General features: G+C 42.7%; 14 protein-coding genes, 1 riboswitch and 1 other annotated feature. Of the genes, 6 read left to right on the top strand and 8 right to left on the bottom strand.

The genetic code is table 11. The annotated features are described in order from the left end of the window. Positions 1-4 precede the first annotated feature (4 nt). The 5 genes from hisH to hisG all read right to left on the bottom strand — a co-directional run bounded on the left by hisH (position 5) and on the right by hisG (position 5,015). Positions 5-619, bottom strand: coding sequence for an imidazole glycerol phosphate synthase subunit HisH (hisH, locus tag L4C38_RS14555; protein ID WP_428798284.1), 615 nt, complete (start codon positions 617-619; stop codon positions 5-7). Positions 620-627: 8 nt separating this feature from the next. Further along, positions 628-1,701: a bifunctional histidinol-phosphatase/imidazoleglycerol-phosphate dehydratase HisB gene (hisB, locus tag L4C38_RS14550; RefSeq protein ID WP_428798283.1), complete on the bottom strand. Its 1,074-nt coding sequence runs from the start codon at positions 1,699-1,701 to the stop codon at positions 628-630. Between the two features lie 72 nt (positions 1,702-1,773). Continuing rightward, positions 1,774-2,814: a histidinol-phosphate transaminase gene (gene hisC / locus L4C38_RS14545; RefSeq protein ID WP_428798362.1), complete on the bottom strand. Its 1,041-nt coding sequence runs from the start codon at positions 2,812-2,814 to the stop codon at positions 1,774-1,776. Further along, a complete protein-coding gene (hisD, locus tag L4C38_RS14540) occupies positions 2,814-4,115 on the bottom strand; it encodes a histidinol dehydrogenase (RefSeq protein ID WP_428798282.1) in 1,302 nt (433 codons plus the stop codon). Before hisD ends, hisC begins: the two co-directional genes overlap by 1 nt. A 3-nt stretch (positions 4,116-4,118) precedes the next feature. Continuing rightward, positions 4,119-5,015: an ATP phosphoribosyltransferase gene (gene hisG, locus L4C38_RS14535; RefSeq protein ID WP_428798281.1), complete on the bottom strand. Its 897-nt coding sequence runs from the start codon at positions 5,013-5,015 to the stop codon at positions 4,119-4,121. 52 nt (positions 5,016-5,067) lie between these two features. Further along, positions 5,068-5,202: a sequence feature (His leader region), on the bottom strand. Between the two features lie 299 nt (positions 5,203-5,501). Here hisG and L4C38_RS14530 point away from each other — a divergent pair. Together L4C38_RS14530 and L4C38_RS14525 are read left to right on the top strand one after the other, a co-directional pair. Further along, the gene (locus L4C38_RS14530) at positions 5,502-6,428 is read left to right on the top strand and encodes a sigma-54 interaction domain-containing protein (protein ID WP_428798280.1); all 927 of its coding nucleotides are present in this window, start codon (positions 5,502-5,504) and stop codon (positions 6,426-6,428) included. Between the two features lie 185 nt (positions 6,429-6,613). Further along, positions 6,614-8,935 carry a hypothetical protein gene (locus L4C38_RS14525; protein WP_428798279.1) on the top strand — a complete coding sequence of 774 codons (2,322 nt, stop codon included), beginning with the start codon at positions 6,614-6,616 and terminating at the stop codon, positions 8,933-8,935. 88 nt (positions 8,936-9,023) lie between these two features. Here the strand turns inward: L4C38_RS14525 and L4C38_RS14520 are convergent, their stop codons facing one another. Further along, complete coding sequence (locus tag L4C38_RS14520) at positions 9,024-10,625, bottom strand: Na+/H+ antiporter NhaC family protein (RefSeq protein WP_428798278.1); 1,602 nt, start codon at positions 10,623-10,625, stop codon at positions 9,024-9,026. 109 nt (positions 10,626-10,734) lie between these two features. Then, a riboswitch (Lysine riboswitch) is annotated at positions 10,735-10,918 on the bottom strand. A gap of 543 nt (positions 10,919-11,461) precedes the next feature. Here L4C38_RS14520 and L4C38_RS14515 point away from each other — a divergent pair. Beyond that, on the top strand, positions 11,462-11,869 hold the full coding sequence (locus L4C38_RS14515; protein ID WP_428798277.1) for an H-NS family histone-like protein: 408 nt from the start codon (positions 11,462-11,464) through the stop codon (positions 11,867-11,869). A gap of 116 nt (positions 11,870-11,985) precedes the next feature. On the opposite strand, the gene L4C38_RS14510 is transcribed toward L4C38_RS14515, so the two are convergent. Together L4C38_RS14510 and L4C38_RS14505 are read right to left on the bottom strand one after the other, a co-directional pair. Further along, positions 11,986-13,290 (bottom strand): inosine/guanosine kinase, encoded by a 1,305-nt coding sequence (locus L4C38_RS14510; protein ID WP_428798276.1) that lies wholly within the window; start codon positions 13,288-13,290, stop codon positions 11,986-11,988. A 92-nt stretch (positions 13,291-13,382) separates the two neighbouring features. Continuing rightward, positions 13,383-13,652: a hypothetical protein gene (locus L4C38_RS14505; RefSeq protein WP_428798275.1), complete on the bottom strand. Its 270-nt coding sequence runs from the start codon at positions 13,650-13,652 to the stop codon at positions 13,383-13,385. 243 nt (positions 13,653-13,895) lie between these two features. Here L4C38_RS14505 and mnmA point away from each other — a divergent pair, with 243 nt between their 5' ends. The 3 genes from mnmA (at position 13,896) to purB (ending at position 17,180) form a co-directional block, all read left to right on the top strand. Next, positions 13,896-15,017, top strand: a complete 1,122-nt coding sequence (mnmA, locus tag L4C38_RS14500; protein WP_428798274.1) for a tRNA 2-thiouridine(34) synthase MnmA — start codon at positions 13,896-13,898, stop codon at positions 15,015-15,017. Positions 15,018-15,045: 28 nt separating this feature from the next. After that, a complete protein-coding gene (hflD, locus tag L4C38_RS14495; RefSeq protein WP_428798273.1) occupies positions 15,046-15,663 on the top strand; it encodes a high frequency lysogenization protein HflD in 618 nt (205 codons plus the stop codon). 146 nt (positions 15,664-15,809) lie between these two features. Further along, entirely contained in the window at positions 15,810-17,180 is a 1,371-nt protein-coding gene (gene purB, locus L4C38_RS14490) for an adenylosuccinate lyase (RefSeq protein ID WP_428798272.1), read from the top strand. Positions 17,181-17,257 lie beyond the last annotated feature (77 nt).

The following is a 17,257-nucleotide window of genomic DNA, read 5'->3' as shown; positions in this document are numbered from 1 at the left end:
CCCTTTACAAGTTCAAAAAATTCTCGATAAGTTTGGATCCTGCAGCGCTTGAGCGCTCAGGGTGAAATTGAACACCATAATAATTGCCACTTTGGACAGCGGCGGTAAATGGTTGTCCGTAATCACATTCTGCAATGGTGTACCCTCCCACAGGCATCGCAAAACTATGCACAAAGTAAAAATACTCGCCCTCTTCTATCCCTTTGAATAAGGGATGTTCAGGCACTGATTTGACAGTATTCCAACCCATGTGAGGCAGGGGCAATTCTCCCGTATCCATTAGCTTCACTTCACCATCGCATAATCCCAAACACTCGACTTGCTCTGTCGCTTTTTGCCCTTTCTCTTCCGAGAATTTTCCCAGCAATTGCATGCCGAGACAAATACCGAGCAATGGTTTTTCAACTTGCTTTACCAGTTCAATCAAATCGCGCTCTTGGAGGTTTTTCATCGCCTCGCTTGCCGTACCAACGCCGGGTAGAAAGAGCTTATCTGCCGCTAATACCACCGCAGGATCTTTAGATATCGTCACTTCATGATCTAGACGCTCTATCGCAAACCTTACCGAAGAGACATTGGCACAACCGGTATCAATAATGACAACTTTTTGTTTGCTCATAATCCCTCCTACAGCACGCCTTTGCTGCTTGGTAATTCATTGCCTTCGACTTTAATCGCTTGGCGCAGTGTACGTCCAAACGCTTTAAACAGGCTCTCAATAATGTGGTGATCGTTGTCGCCTGATGAAGAAAGGTGCAGCGTACATGCTAAGGTATCCGTTAGGGAGCGGAAGAAATGCACCACCATTTCAGTGGACAAATCCCCTACTTGATCGCGGCTAAACTGAGCATCAAATTTCAGGTATGGGCGACCAGATAAATCTAACGCACATTGCGCTAAACATTCATCCATAGGTAAGCTAAATCCAAAACGACCAATACCACGCTTATCACCTAAAGCATCTTTTAATGCTTGCCCTAAAGCCAGTGCGGTATCTTCAATTGTGTGGTGATCGTCGATGTGTAGATCACCCTCCACTTGGCAAATCATTTGGAATCCACCGTGAGTGGCGATTTGATCTAGCATGTGGTCAAAGAAGCCAAGCCCAGTGGAGATTTGATTGTCGCCTTGATCATCAAGATTGACCTTCACTCTGATATCTGTTTCTTTGGTGGTACGAACGACTTCCGCCACACGCGCTTTTACCGTGAGATCTTTGAGGATCTGAAGCCAGCCCATATTTTCTGGGTGATACTGAATGCCGCGAATCGCCATATTTTCAGCCAATTGAAGATCCGTTGCTCGGTCACCAATCACAATTGAATGTTGAAAATCTACCTTACCGTTTTGCAGGTACTCTTTAACCATACCCAGTTTAGGCTTACGGCATGAACAATTGTCTTCTTCGAAATGCGGACAAATCAATACATCGTCAAACTTCACGCCTTGGGATTCAAATATCTCCATCATCATATTCTGTGGAGCATCGAAATCAGCTTGGGGGTAACTGTCTGTGCCTAAGCCATCTTGATTGGTTACCATTACTAAACGATAGCCTGCGTCTTGTAACGCTAGGAGGCTAGGAATAACAAAAGGCTCCAGCTTCAGCTTATCAAGGCGGTCCACTTGGAAATCAATTGGCGGTTCAACGATTAAGGTACCGTCACGGTCGATAAACAAGATTTTTTGCTGCTTGTTCATTTAACATCCTTATTTAATTTAAGCGCTCTCGCCTGACGCCAGAGCACATTATCTGTACTAATTTCAAACAATTTATGCGTAATAATTGCGAATAAAGCCGACGGTTTTTTCGCACTCGTCTCGATTTCCAACACTAATACGAACGCAACTTTCTATCGGTGAGTTACGCAGAATAATTCCGCTATCCCACGCCGCTTTAAACACCGCATCCCCTTCAGGGAATTTCACTAATAAATAATTACCCCAGCCTTCAAACACTTCGACGCCCGGAATCATTGATAGCCCGACTTGTAGGTAAGCACGGTTTGCATTGAGATCAAGCACTTGGAATTTCGCTCGCGCAAGTCCAGCTTGTGACAGAGCTTGGACAGCAATATCAGCAACTGGAATCGGCACAGGATAAGGCGCAATCACTTTATGCAGCACACTAATGAGTTCTTCATTGGCTAACGTAAATCCACAGCGTAAGCCGGCCAATGCGAAGGCTTTTGATAGCGTACGTAGAATGGCAAGGTTGGAATATTGTTCAAGTAAATCAACCGTTGATGCCTCTGGGCAGAAGTCGATATAAGCTTCATCCATAATTACGATCGCACGGTCTTTGGTCATTTCAAGCAAAGTGACAATATCTTCGCGTTTAACCAAATTACCCGTTGGATTGTTTGGGCTACAGACAAAGACTAATTTTACGTTATCTAAATTCTGTTCAATTCCAGCCAAGTCAAGTTGCCAATCCTCTGTGAGTGGCACGGTTTTTCGTTCCACACCAATCGTTTCAGCGCTTATGGCATACATGCCATAAGTTGGTGGACAGTACAGTATTGCATCTTCACCCGGTTCACAGAATGCGCGTACCAAAAGTTCGATACCTTCATCAGCACCTCGTGATGTAAGAGTTTGCTCTGGCTTGACGCCCGCATAAGCAGCGTAAGCGTCAATCAATAGCTTAGGCTGGCACTCGCTGTAACGATTTAGGCGAGTAAAATCAGTTTTGTATTCGTTATCAAATGGGGACTCATTGGCATTCAGCCATACATCACCACAGCCACCAATACGACGTGCAGATAAGTACGGTGTTAATTGCTGGATCTGTTTACGAGCTAATTTTTCCATCATGCTTCTCCTCGTTGAAGCAATTTATCAACACGAATTGTCACGGCGCGTTTGTGTGCATCTAGACCTTCAGCTTCTGCCATTGTTATGACTGTTGGAGCCAATATTTGCAGCCCTTCTGCAGATAGTTCTTGCACGGTCATCCGCTTCGAAAAATCAGCTAAACCTAAACTTGAATACGTACGGGTATAGCCATAAGTCGGCAATACATGGTTTGTGCCAGATGCGTAATCTCCCGCAGATTCTGGTGACCAATCGCCCAAAAATATCGAGCCCGCGTTATCAAGCAATGGCAACAACTCACGAGGGTTCTTAGTTTGAACAATCAAATGCTCAGGACCGTAATAGTTAGAAATTGACACCGCTTGAGTAAGAGACTCAGAGATGATAATCAAGCTAGAGGCTAATGCTTTCTCGGCAATATCGGCTCTTGATAACTCTTTGAGTTGACGCTGTACCGCGTCAGCAACTTGGTCTGCGATGATTGGGGATGGCGTCACCAATATAACTTGTGAATCAGGTCCATGCTCAGCTTGGCTCAACAAATCTGCCGCAATAAAATCTGGATCGGCAGTCTCATCGGCAATCACCAACACTTCCGAAGGACCCGCTGGCATATCAATTCCCGCACCACGAAAGTCATTACTTACCTGACGCTTCGCTTCTGTCACGTAAGCGTTACCTGGACCAAAAATTTTATCTACTTTCTTCACGGTATCAGTACCGTAAGCCATGGCAGCAATCGCCTGCCCACCACCAACGTTATACACTTCATCTATATTGCATAACTTGGCGACATATAGTATTTCGTCTGCAATGGGTGGCGGAGAGCAAAGTACCACCTTCTGGCAACCGGCAATTTGTGCAGGCACACCCAGCATTAATACCGTAGACGGTAACGGTGCGCTGCCACCTGGAATATACAAGCCGACATTTTTGATTGGGCGTGTCACTTGTTCACACACCACTCCAGGTTGAGTCTCAACTTTGATCGGCTGAGGTTTTTGCGCTTTATGGAACTTAGCAACATTGGCATAAGCTTGCTCTAGTGCTTGCTTCATTTTATCGTTCAAACGTCCGGAGGCGGCGTCTATGTCTGCTTTTGATACACGGATCGATTCCGGCTTTACACGGTCAAACTTTTCGGTCAATTCAAGCAGCGCGGTATCACCCTGTTCACGAACTTGTCCGATAACTTTAGACACTGTCGCGGTGATATTAGCCCCTTCGACTATCGCTGGACGCTCAATAACAGCATCTTGTTGAACTTCGCTTAGTGACTGCCAAACAACTGTTCTCATGATTTACTCCATCATCTTCTCAATTGGCAATACTAGGATCGAACTGGCACCTAGTTCCTTTAGTTGCTCCATTGTTTCCCAAAAAAGATTCTCGGTACTCACTAGGTGCACTGCCACTTTCTGTTTTTCTGCTGACAATGGCAGTACTGTTGGATCCTCTGCACCCGGCAGCAATGCTTTGATTTGTTCAAGTCTGTCGACTGGCGCGTGCAGCATAATGTATTTAGACTCTTTCGCTTGCTGTACGCCGTGCATGCGAGTTAGAAGCTTTTCAATTAGCTCTTGCTTGTCTGCATCAAATTCACCAAGGCGCTGAATAAGCATTGCTTTTGAGCGGAAGATGACTTCAGCTTCTTTTAATCCGTTGGCTTCTAGAGTCGCACCCGTCGATACTAAATCAGCAATCGCATCCGACAATCCTGCTCTTGGGGCAACTTCCACAGAACCCGTTAGCATACAAGTCGAGAATGGAACGCCCTGCTGATCCATATAAGCTTTAAGCAATTGTGGGTAAGTAGTGGCAATTCGTTTGCCCGCTAAATCTTGAGGACCGTTGTACTCTTCATCTTTATTAATTGCGATTGAAAGACGACAACCACCAAAATCTAATCGACGTAGCTGTATAAACTCACAAGGTTCGCGCAATGCTTTGCGGTCTAAACGAACTTCTTCAAGTTCATTTTCACCAATAAAGCCAAGATCAACCACCCCATCCATAATCAAACCTGGGATATCATCATCACGAACGAGTAACAAATCAATCGGCATATTAAGTGAATGAACCACTAAGCGCTCACCCATAATATTAAACTTTACGCCACACTTTTTGAGCAGCAACTGGCTCTCTTTGCTTAGGCGACCTTTTTTCTGAATTGCGATTCTTAGGCGTTGTGTTTGCATTGCGATATCCCTGTGCAAGTATTTGAATTTTATAACGTTTGCATGCCGTAAAACTGAAAAACCCTCGGAAGATGCTAGTCTCCCGAGGGTTAATTCTTAAATTCTTTGACTTAAGCCTCCGGGAGATTCCTGCTCCCGGGTATGCGTACATCTCCCGAAAGACTACATTGGGTGATGGTGATGATGAATATTCATTACTAAATTACGCATACTTATTAAAGCTCTTCATTTTTTACTGATTAATAACCACACTAACCAACCTGCTTACATTTTTCAACACCTATTTAAAAAAACATTACATTTCATTTTTAATTCAATGATTTTATTATAAAAATTAGCTTGCCGTTCAATTGCTATTTACATTCTCAAATTCAAGACAATTGACATTCATGCCCCTCTGCCTATTGATGAATCAGTCAGTACTGTAAAAATCAGACTAAAATACCTCTATAACCCGAACTTTTGTTTGATATAAGAAAAACCATTATGAAGTTCCATGCTCGCAACCCAATGACCGATAAACTTTTGATTGGTAACAGCCCTCAAATCAAATCCGTCTTGGTATTACTAGAGAAGTATGCAATGAGTGATGCTGAAGTGCTGATTCAAGGAGAAACGGGCAGCGGAAAGGGAATCTGCGCCAGACTGATTCATCAGCTTTCCTCACGCAAACATCACCCTTTTATTGAAGTGAACTGTGGTGCAGTGCCGAGTGGATTAATCGCATCAGAACTATTTGGTCATAAACGAGGGGCATTTACTGGTGCTCTTTTTAACCATGCCGGTTTTATTAAACGAGCAGAAAGAGGGACCTTATTCCTTGATGAAGTGAGTGACATGCCTCCAGATCTTCAAGTGAGCTTATTACACTTTCTCGATCAGAAAAAAATTCTCTCGTTAGGCAGTGATACTGAGACTGATGTTGATTCTCGCATTATTGCCGCCTCTCATATTGATCTAATCCAGCAGGTTGAATCCGGAAAATTTAGGGAAGATCTCTATTATCGCTTAAACATACTACCGCTAAACGTGCCACCGCTTAGAGATCGAGATGGCGACATATTACAACTGGCTAATTTTTTCTTAACGCAAATACACGCATCTCAAACACATAAGTTCTCACCTCAAGCGGAAGCTAGACTATTGGGCTACCATTGGCCTGGGAATGTCAGAGAGTTAAAAAACGTACTAACTCGAGCGGTTGTATTATGTGAAAAAAACTTGATTAGCGATGAAGATTTAGGATTACCTGAACAAAACAATAGAATACCAACGTGCTCTTTATCCAAATCGATAGTAGAAAATGCGATTGAAAAAAGTCACCACAACATGAGTGCTGTGGCTCGTCAGCTAAACATCTCTCGCACCACACTCTATCGTTTAATGAAAAAATATCAAATCCCCCTTTACTAACAATAATGTCTTAGCCTAACTGTTTACTGTGTCCTGTTACAGGTTGTCCAGTATAGCGACAAGCACATCAAGCACTTACCTTTTTACTCAATAAAACGTTCCCTATCTTCCTTTATTTTCAGGTAGTTAGTTACGGCACATCTTTTGCCATATTGGGTAGTTCACTAAAGGTAGAGGCAATAAATATGGACACAAAGAATTCTATCACATTACCCAAATACCTAATGACAACAACAATCATTAGTACGTTACTATTGAGTACCTCAGTTTTCGCTCGGCTTGATGGTGCGATTTTTACTACTACCCCTAGCGGAGAAATCGTCAACGAGAACGTTCGCTACGAGTCGAAGCTAGAAGTATTCCTTGATGGTGGTCCCGGTCCTAACGCGCCTGGTTCTGCAGCTGCACTGCCCGAAGGTTTTTATTACTTTCAAGTCACCAACCCTTCAGGTAAATGTTTACTTTCTAGTATTGACCCTGATGCCGGAGTCAATGGTGGTACGTGCTACGAAGATGTAAAAGGAAAAGGGGGACCAAAAAACAGTACCACTTTTAGCGCTGAGCCTCTCGAATGTCGTCTAATTCATTTTGATGGAGAGGACCGAATTTCTGTCGTTAACCAAACCTATACCACAACGGTTAAATACCGTGGGAGTGTCGTAACTGTAGAGGAGCCTTGTCAACACTTGCTCGGTAGCGAATATCTTGGAGGCAGTGGAAACCTAACTGAAGGTGAAACGGTACAACTCTTCCCATTCGCCAATACGCCAAATTCAGGCGGTGTTTACAAAGCTTGGATTGCCACTGAGCAAAGTGTTATAGACGCTTGTGACGCAAAAGGCGGCGTTAACAACGGAGCCACTGGTGAACAATGTGGCGGCTTCTTTGGTTTTATTCCACGGTTTTCAAAAACAGATAATTTCAAAGTCAAACTGGGTGGCAAAGAAAACCCACAAGACTTCGAAATTGCACTGCGCTCTTTCCATGATAAAAACCTCAACTGTCAATATGACCCGAATTACTTGACACCTTCGCTTGGTGACGAACTCATCGAGAGCTGGGATTTTGGCGTGACAGATCCACTAGCAATGCGCAATATCTACCGCACAACTGATTCAGAGGAATTCCCTGTTACTTTTAGCGTACTTGAACAAGAAACGCTTTCATGGGCGGTCGATCGCTTTATGTGGTTCGCAGACCTTAATGGCGTTAATCCACTTAATACGCCATTTAGCCACTTCACCACTTTTGCAGATCTAAGAGATTATGCTCCACAACACAATGATGGTGCCTTGTTTAGAGAGTTTGTTTCACCATTGGCGTGCTTACAACAAACGACGACCGAACTAATCGCTAGAAACTCTGGAGAACAGACCGATGATGGATTTATTCCATCTCAGCATGGAACGGTTCAACAAGGAACAAAAGGCGTCGACCCTGATCCGGTACTGGTAGTCAGTTTTGGTCAAGTGGGTATCGCGAATATTAAAGTGTGCAAAGCCTTTGATATTGCGCAAGATGGCTACGATGAAACAGATCCTCTTATCAGCAACTGGAAAATGATCTTAACCGTACCAGAAAGTGTCCCACTACCTGACAATATTAATGCAACAGACACGCCTGATTTATGGACAAAATTAGTCGATATTTTCGGTCCGAATTTAGGAGAGTTAATCAACAGAAAAGTTGAGAAAACCACTGGCGAAGATGGCTGTGTAGAATTCTTAGCCTTAGTACCAAATGTAAAAGGCGATCTTGCACAATATATCATCGAAGAAGAGGTGCCAAACGGACCTAACTGGCAAGCAACAACCGCAACCACGATTAAATTCTCAGTCCGTTCAGTATTAAGCTATGACCAAAATAACCTGCCAATTATCGATGGTGAAGTATATTCACGTAGCGATAACATCGACTCCGACAAATTTGTATTTAACAATATTTGTAAACTGATTGTCGATTTTGATACCAAAGGCTATTGGCATAATAAAAATGGTCTCACAGAATTGACGGTAGCGGATAGAGATTATGTTAATAGTCTCGCGCCATACACACTGCCATCGAATTACTTCTCTGCTGGGGATGAGCCTTTTGATGGTGAGTTTGAAAATGGAACACCAGTATCTGAAGCTTTTAGTGGTAGCGAACCTATTTGGTCTGTTGGCACATGGCAATCAGAAATATCTCAGTTCCTAATAGATAGTAATAGTAATGCGGATATTAACTTACATAAAGAACAGCTTGCCCAACAACTATTGGCGTTTATTCTCAATACTCGCCATAGATTTGGATCCGCTGGAGTGTCAAACACGGCAACCATAGAGTACAAGGGAAATTGGCTAACTGCTGAACAAATCATTTCCGCAGCAATTGATGCTTGGAATTCATCGAACGCTGAATTAATCGTTAACGTAGCCCATATCCTTGATGGCTTCAACAATAATAATGCCCTACCCGTAACGCCAGGTAGCTATGAAGACTGCCCTGAGCCTGTCTTCACTCCCTAGAGATTATTCTCCTTAAAAAGTGACAATCTCTAAATAACAAAACTCCGCTAAATAGCGGAGTTTTTCTTCATCCAACAAGCATTTTTAGCTATGCAACTTTATTATCGGTCATTTTCACTTTCGAAAACACGCTCAGCACAAAACACACCGCCACAAATGCTACGCTCGCAGCGCCAAAAGAAATAGTTAATGAATCAGTCATACCCAACACGATAAAACCAACACAGGAGACGAGTGCAACTGACAATGCGTAAGGCAACTGAGTTGCTACATGGTCAATATGATTACAACGAGCACCTGTTGACGACAAAATCGTCGTATCTGAGATAGGTGAGCAGTGGTCGCCAAATACCGAACCCGCTAACACGGCACTTAGCATCGGCAACATTAATGCGATATCTGTATTGCCCGCCATATCACCAGCAATTGGCAACATGATACCAAAAGTACCCCATGAACTACCGGTTGAAAACGCCATCACACCAGACAACAAGAATAGGATGACAGGCAACCATTGCGGGTCAATATTACCTTGAGCCAAGGTTGATAGGTAACTACCTGTTTTCATATCACCAATAACGGTACCAATAGACCAAGCAAACACTAGGATCAAAATCGCGCCAAACATCGACTTTGCACCAATCCACAATGTGCGACTGATCTCCACACCTGCAATGCCCTGTTTAGCCACAGTGAACAAGGCAACAATCAGACCAACCAAGCCACCGTAAATCAGCGAGATACCAACATTGGTATTTTCAAATGCGCCTAACAATGCAAATGGTTTGCCTACTTCAGCTAGCGCTTGACCGCCGGTGTAAAGCATTGAAGTCACAGTGGCAACGATAAGCAGAACAATCGGCAAGATCAAATCAGATACTTTGCCCTTTTCGCTTTCACGAATATCCAGTTCTTCATCTAAAGCACGTGCTTCTTCAAAGTCATCACTTGCATTTTCATCAAATCCACGACCTTGAGAAGCCGCAATTTCATGGTCACGCATTTTACCAACAGTTAAACCAAACCATGCAACCGCAAAGACCATTAGCAGGGCGAAAATCGCATAGAAGTTCATCGGTACCAAACGCATATATGCGCCGAGTGCTGAGTACTCTGTAATACCATGGGAAACAAGAATGCCGCTGATAATTGTCATGATGTACGCACCCCAGCTTGACGCTGGCATAATCACACACATAGGTGCAGCGGTGGAGTCTAGAATATAGGCAAGCTTAGCGCGTGATACGTAAAAGCGATCAGTCACTGGGCGAGAAATCGCACCAACAGCAAGGCTGTTAAAGTAATCGTCAATAAAAATGAAAACACCAAGGAACGCAGCAAGTAGTTTCGCTCCTCGTTTACTTTTCACTCGAGATTGAGCCCAGTCAGCAAAAGCTCGGGTACCGCCAGACAATGTCAGAAGTGCTGTCATCATGCCTAAAAGCACTAGAAAGCCGATGATACTCATATTGCCAGCGTTGATGGATCCATCTTCAATGAAAACACCAAACACGGTATTTTTGACGTAAGTTAAAGTATTACCCACTGAGTAATCAGCAAGTAGAATTGCCCCAAGCACAATACCTGTACCTAGAGATAACAACACGCGACGTGTAACAATCGCAAGCGTAAGAGCCACTACTGGAGGCAGTAGTGATAAAGGGGATGATGCAAAATCGATTAAACTCATGATCTTCGAAACCAGTAATAAATTGGTTAGAGATCTACTGCAGATACATAGATACAATTATCCTATGTATGTTGAACATAGCGACAGGGAAGTGAACACTCCACCCAACCCCTACAGTAGCGCTCCATAGTTATACAAATAATAGACTATGGCAGTGTTGCCCCTATTCGAGTGCAACCCCAGCGAATGGCTTAGATATACCAGTTCACTTCGGCGGATAGGACCTTTCACATCTATTCATTGGTATCACCCCAATAAATGCTACTCATTCATTCCGCTCCTCTACCGCGCTGACCAAAGATTAAGCTAGAAACAATACTTGTTAACATAGCATTAACCGATGCAGCGCATTAGGTAACGGTCATTGTACTTATAAAAACCATATTTACAATACATCTAACTAGAATTTTATTACGTTCATCCACATCTATCACCTTCACAATAATCCTGAAAAACATCCTTGATAATTGCACATCCACAATGAAGTAATTTTAACTCTCTCAAACTTTCAATTATAGAACCCGAAAGGTCCTTCGAAACTTTGTACGTTTATTTATCTCATCATTTATAAGGCAAAGGTATTGTTCGCGAACAATCCATTAAATTAGTGTTATTTCATAAACTGACTGGCGGTTATGAAACTAAGCACTATACTTACGTGCTAGTTTTATTACTTCCCCCATAATATTGGCAATAGAATGTGAAGTGAGCTTTAAAAATCTGTCTATTTCACTTTTTTTATTGTCATTTTATTTTAATTTTCAATATTTGAATTGTATTATTCCAATTACGATATTAATATTGGTTTATTGCTTATAATTATTTGGTGAGATTTTATGTCGGAATTAACAAAAACACTTTTAAACATTCGTAGCCTTCGTGCATTTTCTCGTGAACTTACTCTAGAACAATTAGAGGAAGCACTTGAGAAACTAACTATGGTTGTTTCTGAACGTAAAGACGTTGAAGAAGAAGAACGAGCGGCTTTAGCTGAACAAGAAGCGAAATTATCCGCAATCGCAGAACAAATTGCTAAAGACGGAATTGACGTTGAAGCATTAATTAGTGCTCTAGCTGGCGAAACGAAGACAAAAACTAAATCTAAGCGCGCTCCTCGCCCTGCGAAATACAAATACATTGATCCAAATGGCGATGAAAAAACTTGGACAGGTCAAGGTCGTACACCTTCAGCGATCCAAGCGCTATTGGACTCAGGTAAGTCTTTGGAAGAGTTCCTGATCTAATTCTTGATCAAATAAATTTGATTTATAAAAAAAGCTCCCTAGACGGGAGCTTTTTTATTTGGTTACAATTTATATTTATTAATACTTATCTAAACATAAAGTATCGTAATTCTTAATTACCTTTCCCAATACGCTTCTTCCAAGCTATCTTCACGTTCAGGCAAGCCTCGAGATAAACGTGGAGAGTGTTGAACTAATACTTCATAACTAGCTCTATTAGAGTATTTGCATACCTGCGAAAAAGACGAATAGTTTAAAAAGCAGTACGCATGTTTGCTAGAGTTAGGTACATTTTCTTTATGGTATTTGTTTGCAGCCATATCATGTAATAAAGCTGACAGCGCTGCATCACCCGCACCATTGGTATTCTTGATTTTCTCAGGACCACCCATGTATGGCGCAATATGCGAATAAACTTTAATCGGATTCTCACATAATGCTTTAGATGCAGGTCGACTAAATTCATAACGATTAAATTCAGCTATACAACCTGGTAATAATGGCAAGGTGGTTTCACGCTTTGCTTCATCTTCAGTGTAACCCGCCATATATAAACCAACAGGACCCGCAGTACAAAGAACCAAATCAACCCAGTCTAAGGCTTTATTTGATGCAGCTAGAGGATCAGCTTCACCAGTTAATGCTTCCGCTTCATCTTCATTCATTGCAACAACGCTAACGTGATCACGTAGGAAGTCTTGCCAGAATTTAGGGTCATCTTGAATAACAAATTTAGTGCCTAGTGTTAATACCACTGGTACTTGGTGTTTTTTTGCATATTCAATCGCTCGCATCGTTGCTTCTGGCATTGGATCGCCGGGCTTACAACGTACTAAATAAGCGGTTAACACTAACGCGGATGCATTCTTGAAGATTTTTTCTGGAATGCTATCTGCTCGAAGTTGGTTCATTTGTCCTTCGCTAATAGCAAAAGTTCGTTCACCATCTTCTGTAATGAGTGCGAAGCAGCGACCAATCGCCCCTTCGACACCTTGTAAATAGTTCAGATCCATACGACTAGACGTATTACATAAATAACGGTAACCATAGCTACCAATTTTTATATCTTGGCTCATTACACCAAGTAGCGTCGATCTATCATCCGCTAGTACAGAATAGTTATGAAGAGTGTTACCGATCGTACCGCCCGCATATTCATTGGTAATAAGCGTGTTCTCTTTCAATTCATTGTAAAGAGCTTCTGCCGTTTGATCATCAATAACAAGTGAGTGTCCTTTACTCAAACCGTATTTTTCAATTAGCTCCGAGCCAACTTTTGCTTCAATGTCCACCAATGTTTGATCAATACCAATAATATGGGTGCGTGACATTCTCTTACTAGATTGCGCTTGGCTCACTAGGGGATCACGCGCATGTACCGGAAAGTAGTGCTTTGATTTACGTTGACCAGGAAATTTCATAACTATGATTCTGAATAAGGGAGGACAGGAAAGCGGATTCTACCTCGCCATTAAAAGTGCGGCAATATCTGTTATTATAGCAAACGTTTACTCTACTCACCTTCCATAAAACTGAGATCAGGTAGACGCTCTAAATGCTCAGAATAACGTTTTAAGTTGAACTCAGCTTCATTTTTCATTACATCATAAATCTCAATTGAAACAGCACAAGCCATCATTGCCAGCGCATCTTCGCGGCTTGTTCCTGTCATCATTAAACGCATTAAGGTTTCTTTTACTTTAATTGGACTGCCATCTTCCAATTGGTTCTCAATAACTTCAATCAAATCTGATTCTTGAAAAACTTGATTCTCTTCGCTCATGCGCATTTTTACCTAATAAAGTACTAATATTGCCAGTAAACAACCAGAGATAGGTGCTACTAACGCTTGAATTTCACCTACTATGCCATATATAGAAGACTTGTCGTAATCAATAACGCAGGTTTTAACCGATAAAACTGTTAAAAATCACGTTTTTCGAAGTGTGATTTCGATCTCGGATCTGTCCCAGTTAGACGGTTTCTGTTAGAATCTGCCCCCAGTTAATTTTTGTGGTGTTAAGTAATGTCTGAGAACTGTACTGACAACAGTCAAAAGAAAGTCATCGTTGGTATGTCTGGCGGTGTAGATTCATCGGTTTCTGCGTATCTTCTAAAGCAGCAAGGCTATCAAGTTGAAGGTCTGTTTATGAAGAACTGGGAAGAAGATGACAACGAAGAATACTGTACTGCGGCGCAAGATTTAGCCGATGCTCAGGCAGTATGTGACAAGCTTGGCATCCACCTACACAAGATTAATTTCTCCGCTGAATATTGGGATAACGTATTCGAATACTTCCTTGAAGAATACAAAGCAGGTCGTACGCCAAACCCTGATATTCTGTGCAACAAAGAAATCAAATTCAAAGCATTCTTGGAATTCGCTGATGAAGTACTAGATGCCGATTTTATTGCGATGGGTCATTATGTGCGTCGTTCATTCCCTGAGAATGGTGATAAGCCACAAATGCTACGCGGTTTAGACGGTAACAAAGATCAAAGTTACTTCTTATACACACTAAGCCACGAGCAGGTGGCACGCAGCCTATTCCCGGTGGGTGATCTCGAGAAACCAGAAGTTCGTCGTATCGCAGAAGAGCAAGATCTAATCACGGCGAAAAAGAAAGATTCAACCGGTATCTGTTTCATTGGCGAGCGTAAATTCACTGATTTCCTATCTCAGTACTTGCCTGCTCAACCGGGTAAAATTGAGACTCCTGAAGGTATCGTTATCGGTGAACACCAAGGTTTGATGTACCACACTCTCGGTCAACGTAAAGGCCTTCACATTGGCGGTCAAAAAGGCGGCGGTGGTAACGAAGACCCTTGGTACGTTGCAGAAAAAGACCTTAAACGTAATGTGCTTATTGCAGTTCAAGGTGCTGAACACCCACTTTTAAAATCTAATGGGTTAATCGCGTCACAATTACACTGGGTCGATCGCACACCAATTCATGAACCGTTACAATGCTCAGTGAAAACACGTTACCGTCAAAATGACATTCCGTGTACTATCATCCCAATGGATGACAACACTATTAAAGTTATCTTCGATGAGCCTCAAGTTGCAGTGACTCCAGGGCAATCAGCTGTATTCTACCAAGGTGAAATTTGTCTTGGCGGTGGTATCATCGAACAGCGTATTTAATTAGACGTATTATCAGGAGTAACTCTTCGTGGCTAACACTCTTTATGACCGCACCATTGCATTTGCAGGCATCTGCCAAGCTGTCGCTTTAGTTCAGCAAGCAGCGAAAAACGGTTATTGTGACTCTGAAGCGTTTGAAACCTCATTAAAAGCAATCCTGAACACTAACCCACGTAACACTGTGGATGTATTTGGTCGCGAAGCGGACTTAAAAATTGGGTTAGAATGCTTAGTTAAAGGCATCGATAGCACGCCAGCTGGCAGTGAAATCACCCGTTATATCATCAGTTTAATGGCGCTTGAACGTAAACTAAGTAGCCGAAACGACGCTATGTCTCAGCTTGGTGACCGCATCCAAATGCTTTCTCGCCAAGTCGAGCATTTTTCGCTCACTGACGATCAAATGATCAGTAACTTGGCCAGTGTTTACCTTGATGTAGTGAGCCCTATCGGTCCTCGAATACAAGTCACTGGCACGCCAAGCGTACTGCAGCAAAATAGCAACCAAAGCAAAGTGCGTGCTTTATTGCTATCTGGTATTCGTTGTGCCGTGTTATGGCGCCAAGTTGGTGGTAAACGCCGCCACTTAATCTTTGGTCGTAAAAAAATGGTCGAGCAAGCACAAATCCTACTCGCTCGACTGTAACAACTTGTAGCTCGCGCCCCTTGCCGCGAGCTAATTTTTTAGAGTTACTTAACTCGCACGCAAACGTTTGCGTAATACTCGTGACAATTGCCACGGTTATTGGTATAAAGCTCACAAAATATAGAAATTCAATTCAGGAGAAGATCATGGAATTGTCAGCATTGACTGCTGTTTCACCAGTAGACGGCCGTTACGGAAGCAAGACGATTGCGTTACGCGAAATTTTCAGTGAGTACGGTCTCCTAAAGTACCGTACTATCGTTGAAATACGCTGGCTACAAAAGCTTGCCGCCACTGCTGAAATTGCAGAAGTGCCCGCTTTCAGTGCAGAAGCCAATGCTTTTCTTGATGCCCTAGCAGCCAATTTCTCTGAAGAAGATGCTAGCCGAATCAAAGAGATCGAGCGTACGACAAACCACGACGTAAAAGCCGTTGAATATTTCCTAAAAGAGAAAGTCGCTACTATTGCTGAGCTTCATGCTGTTAATGAATTCATCCACTTTGCCTGTACTTCTGAAGATATTAACAACACATCTCACGCTTTAATGCTGAAAGAAGCGCGTGAAACTGTGATTCTTCCTGAAATTCGTAACTTGATTGATGCAATCAAAGCACTTTCAGTCGAGTACCGCGACATCCCGCTACTTTCTCGTACACACGGTCAGCCAGCTTCTCCTAGCACAATGGGTAAAGAAATGGCGAACGTAGCGTACCGTATGGAACGCCAGTACAAGCAAATTGAAAATGTAGAAATCCTAGCAAAGGTTAACGGCGCTGTTGGCAACTACAACGCACACTTATCTGCTTATCCAGAATTAGATTGGCACAAGTTTAGCGAAGAGTTCATCACTGAATCTCTCGGTGTAACGTGGAACCCATACACAACTCAAATCGAACCGCATGATTACATTGCCGAGCTATTCGATGCGGTTGCTCGTTTTAACACCATCTTAATCGATTTCGATCGTGACGTTTGGGGTTACATTGCACTGGGTCACTTCAAACAAAGAACCATTGCAGGTGAGATCGGCTCATCTACCATGCCGCACAAAGTTAACCCAATCGACTTTGAAAACTCAGAAGGTAACCTAGGCTTAGCAAATGCTGTATTTGGTCACCTAGCACAAAAACTGCCTATTTCTCGCTGGCAGCGTGACCTTACTGACTCAACGGTTCTACGTAACCTTGGTGTGGGTGTTGGTTATGCGATCATTGCTTACTCTTCAACAATGAAAGGCATTAGCAAGCTAGAAGTAAACCGCGAAGCGCTTCTTAAAGAGCTTGATCAAAACTGGGAAGTACTGGCAGAACCGGTACAAACGGTAATGCGTCGGTACGGTATCGAAAAGCCATACGAGAAGCTAAAAGAGTTAACTCGCGGAAAGCGCATTGACGGCGAGGCTATGCGTAGCTTCATTGATGGTCTTGAACTTCCAGATCACGAGAAAGCTCGTCTAAAAGAAATGACGCCAGCAAACTACATCGGTCAAGCAATCGAGCTGACTGACAAGCTTTAACCGCTAAGTTTGATGCTATAGAAAGTAAAATGGTATAGAAAAGGCTTCCAATCGGAAGCCTTTTTAATATCTCTGAC

It is taken from the genome of Vibrio kasasachensis, assembly GCF_050337565.1.
Taxonomy (GTDB): domain Bacteria; phylum Pseudomonadota; class Gammaproteobacteria; order Enterobacterales; family Vibrionaceae; genus Vibrio; species Vibrio kasasachensis.
Note: the sequence above shows the minus strand (reverse complement) of the source record. Positions and strands in the feature narration are given on the sequence as shown.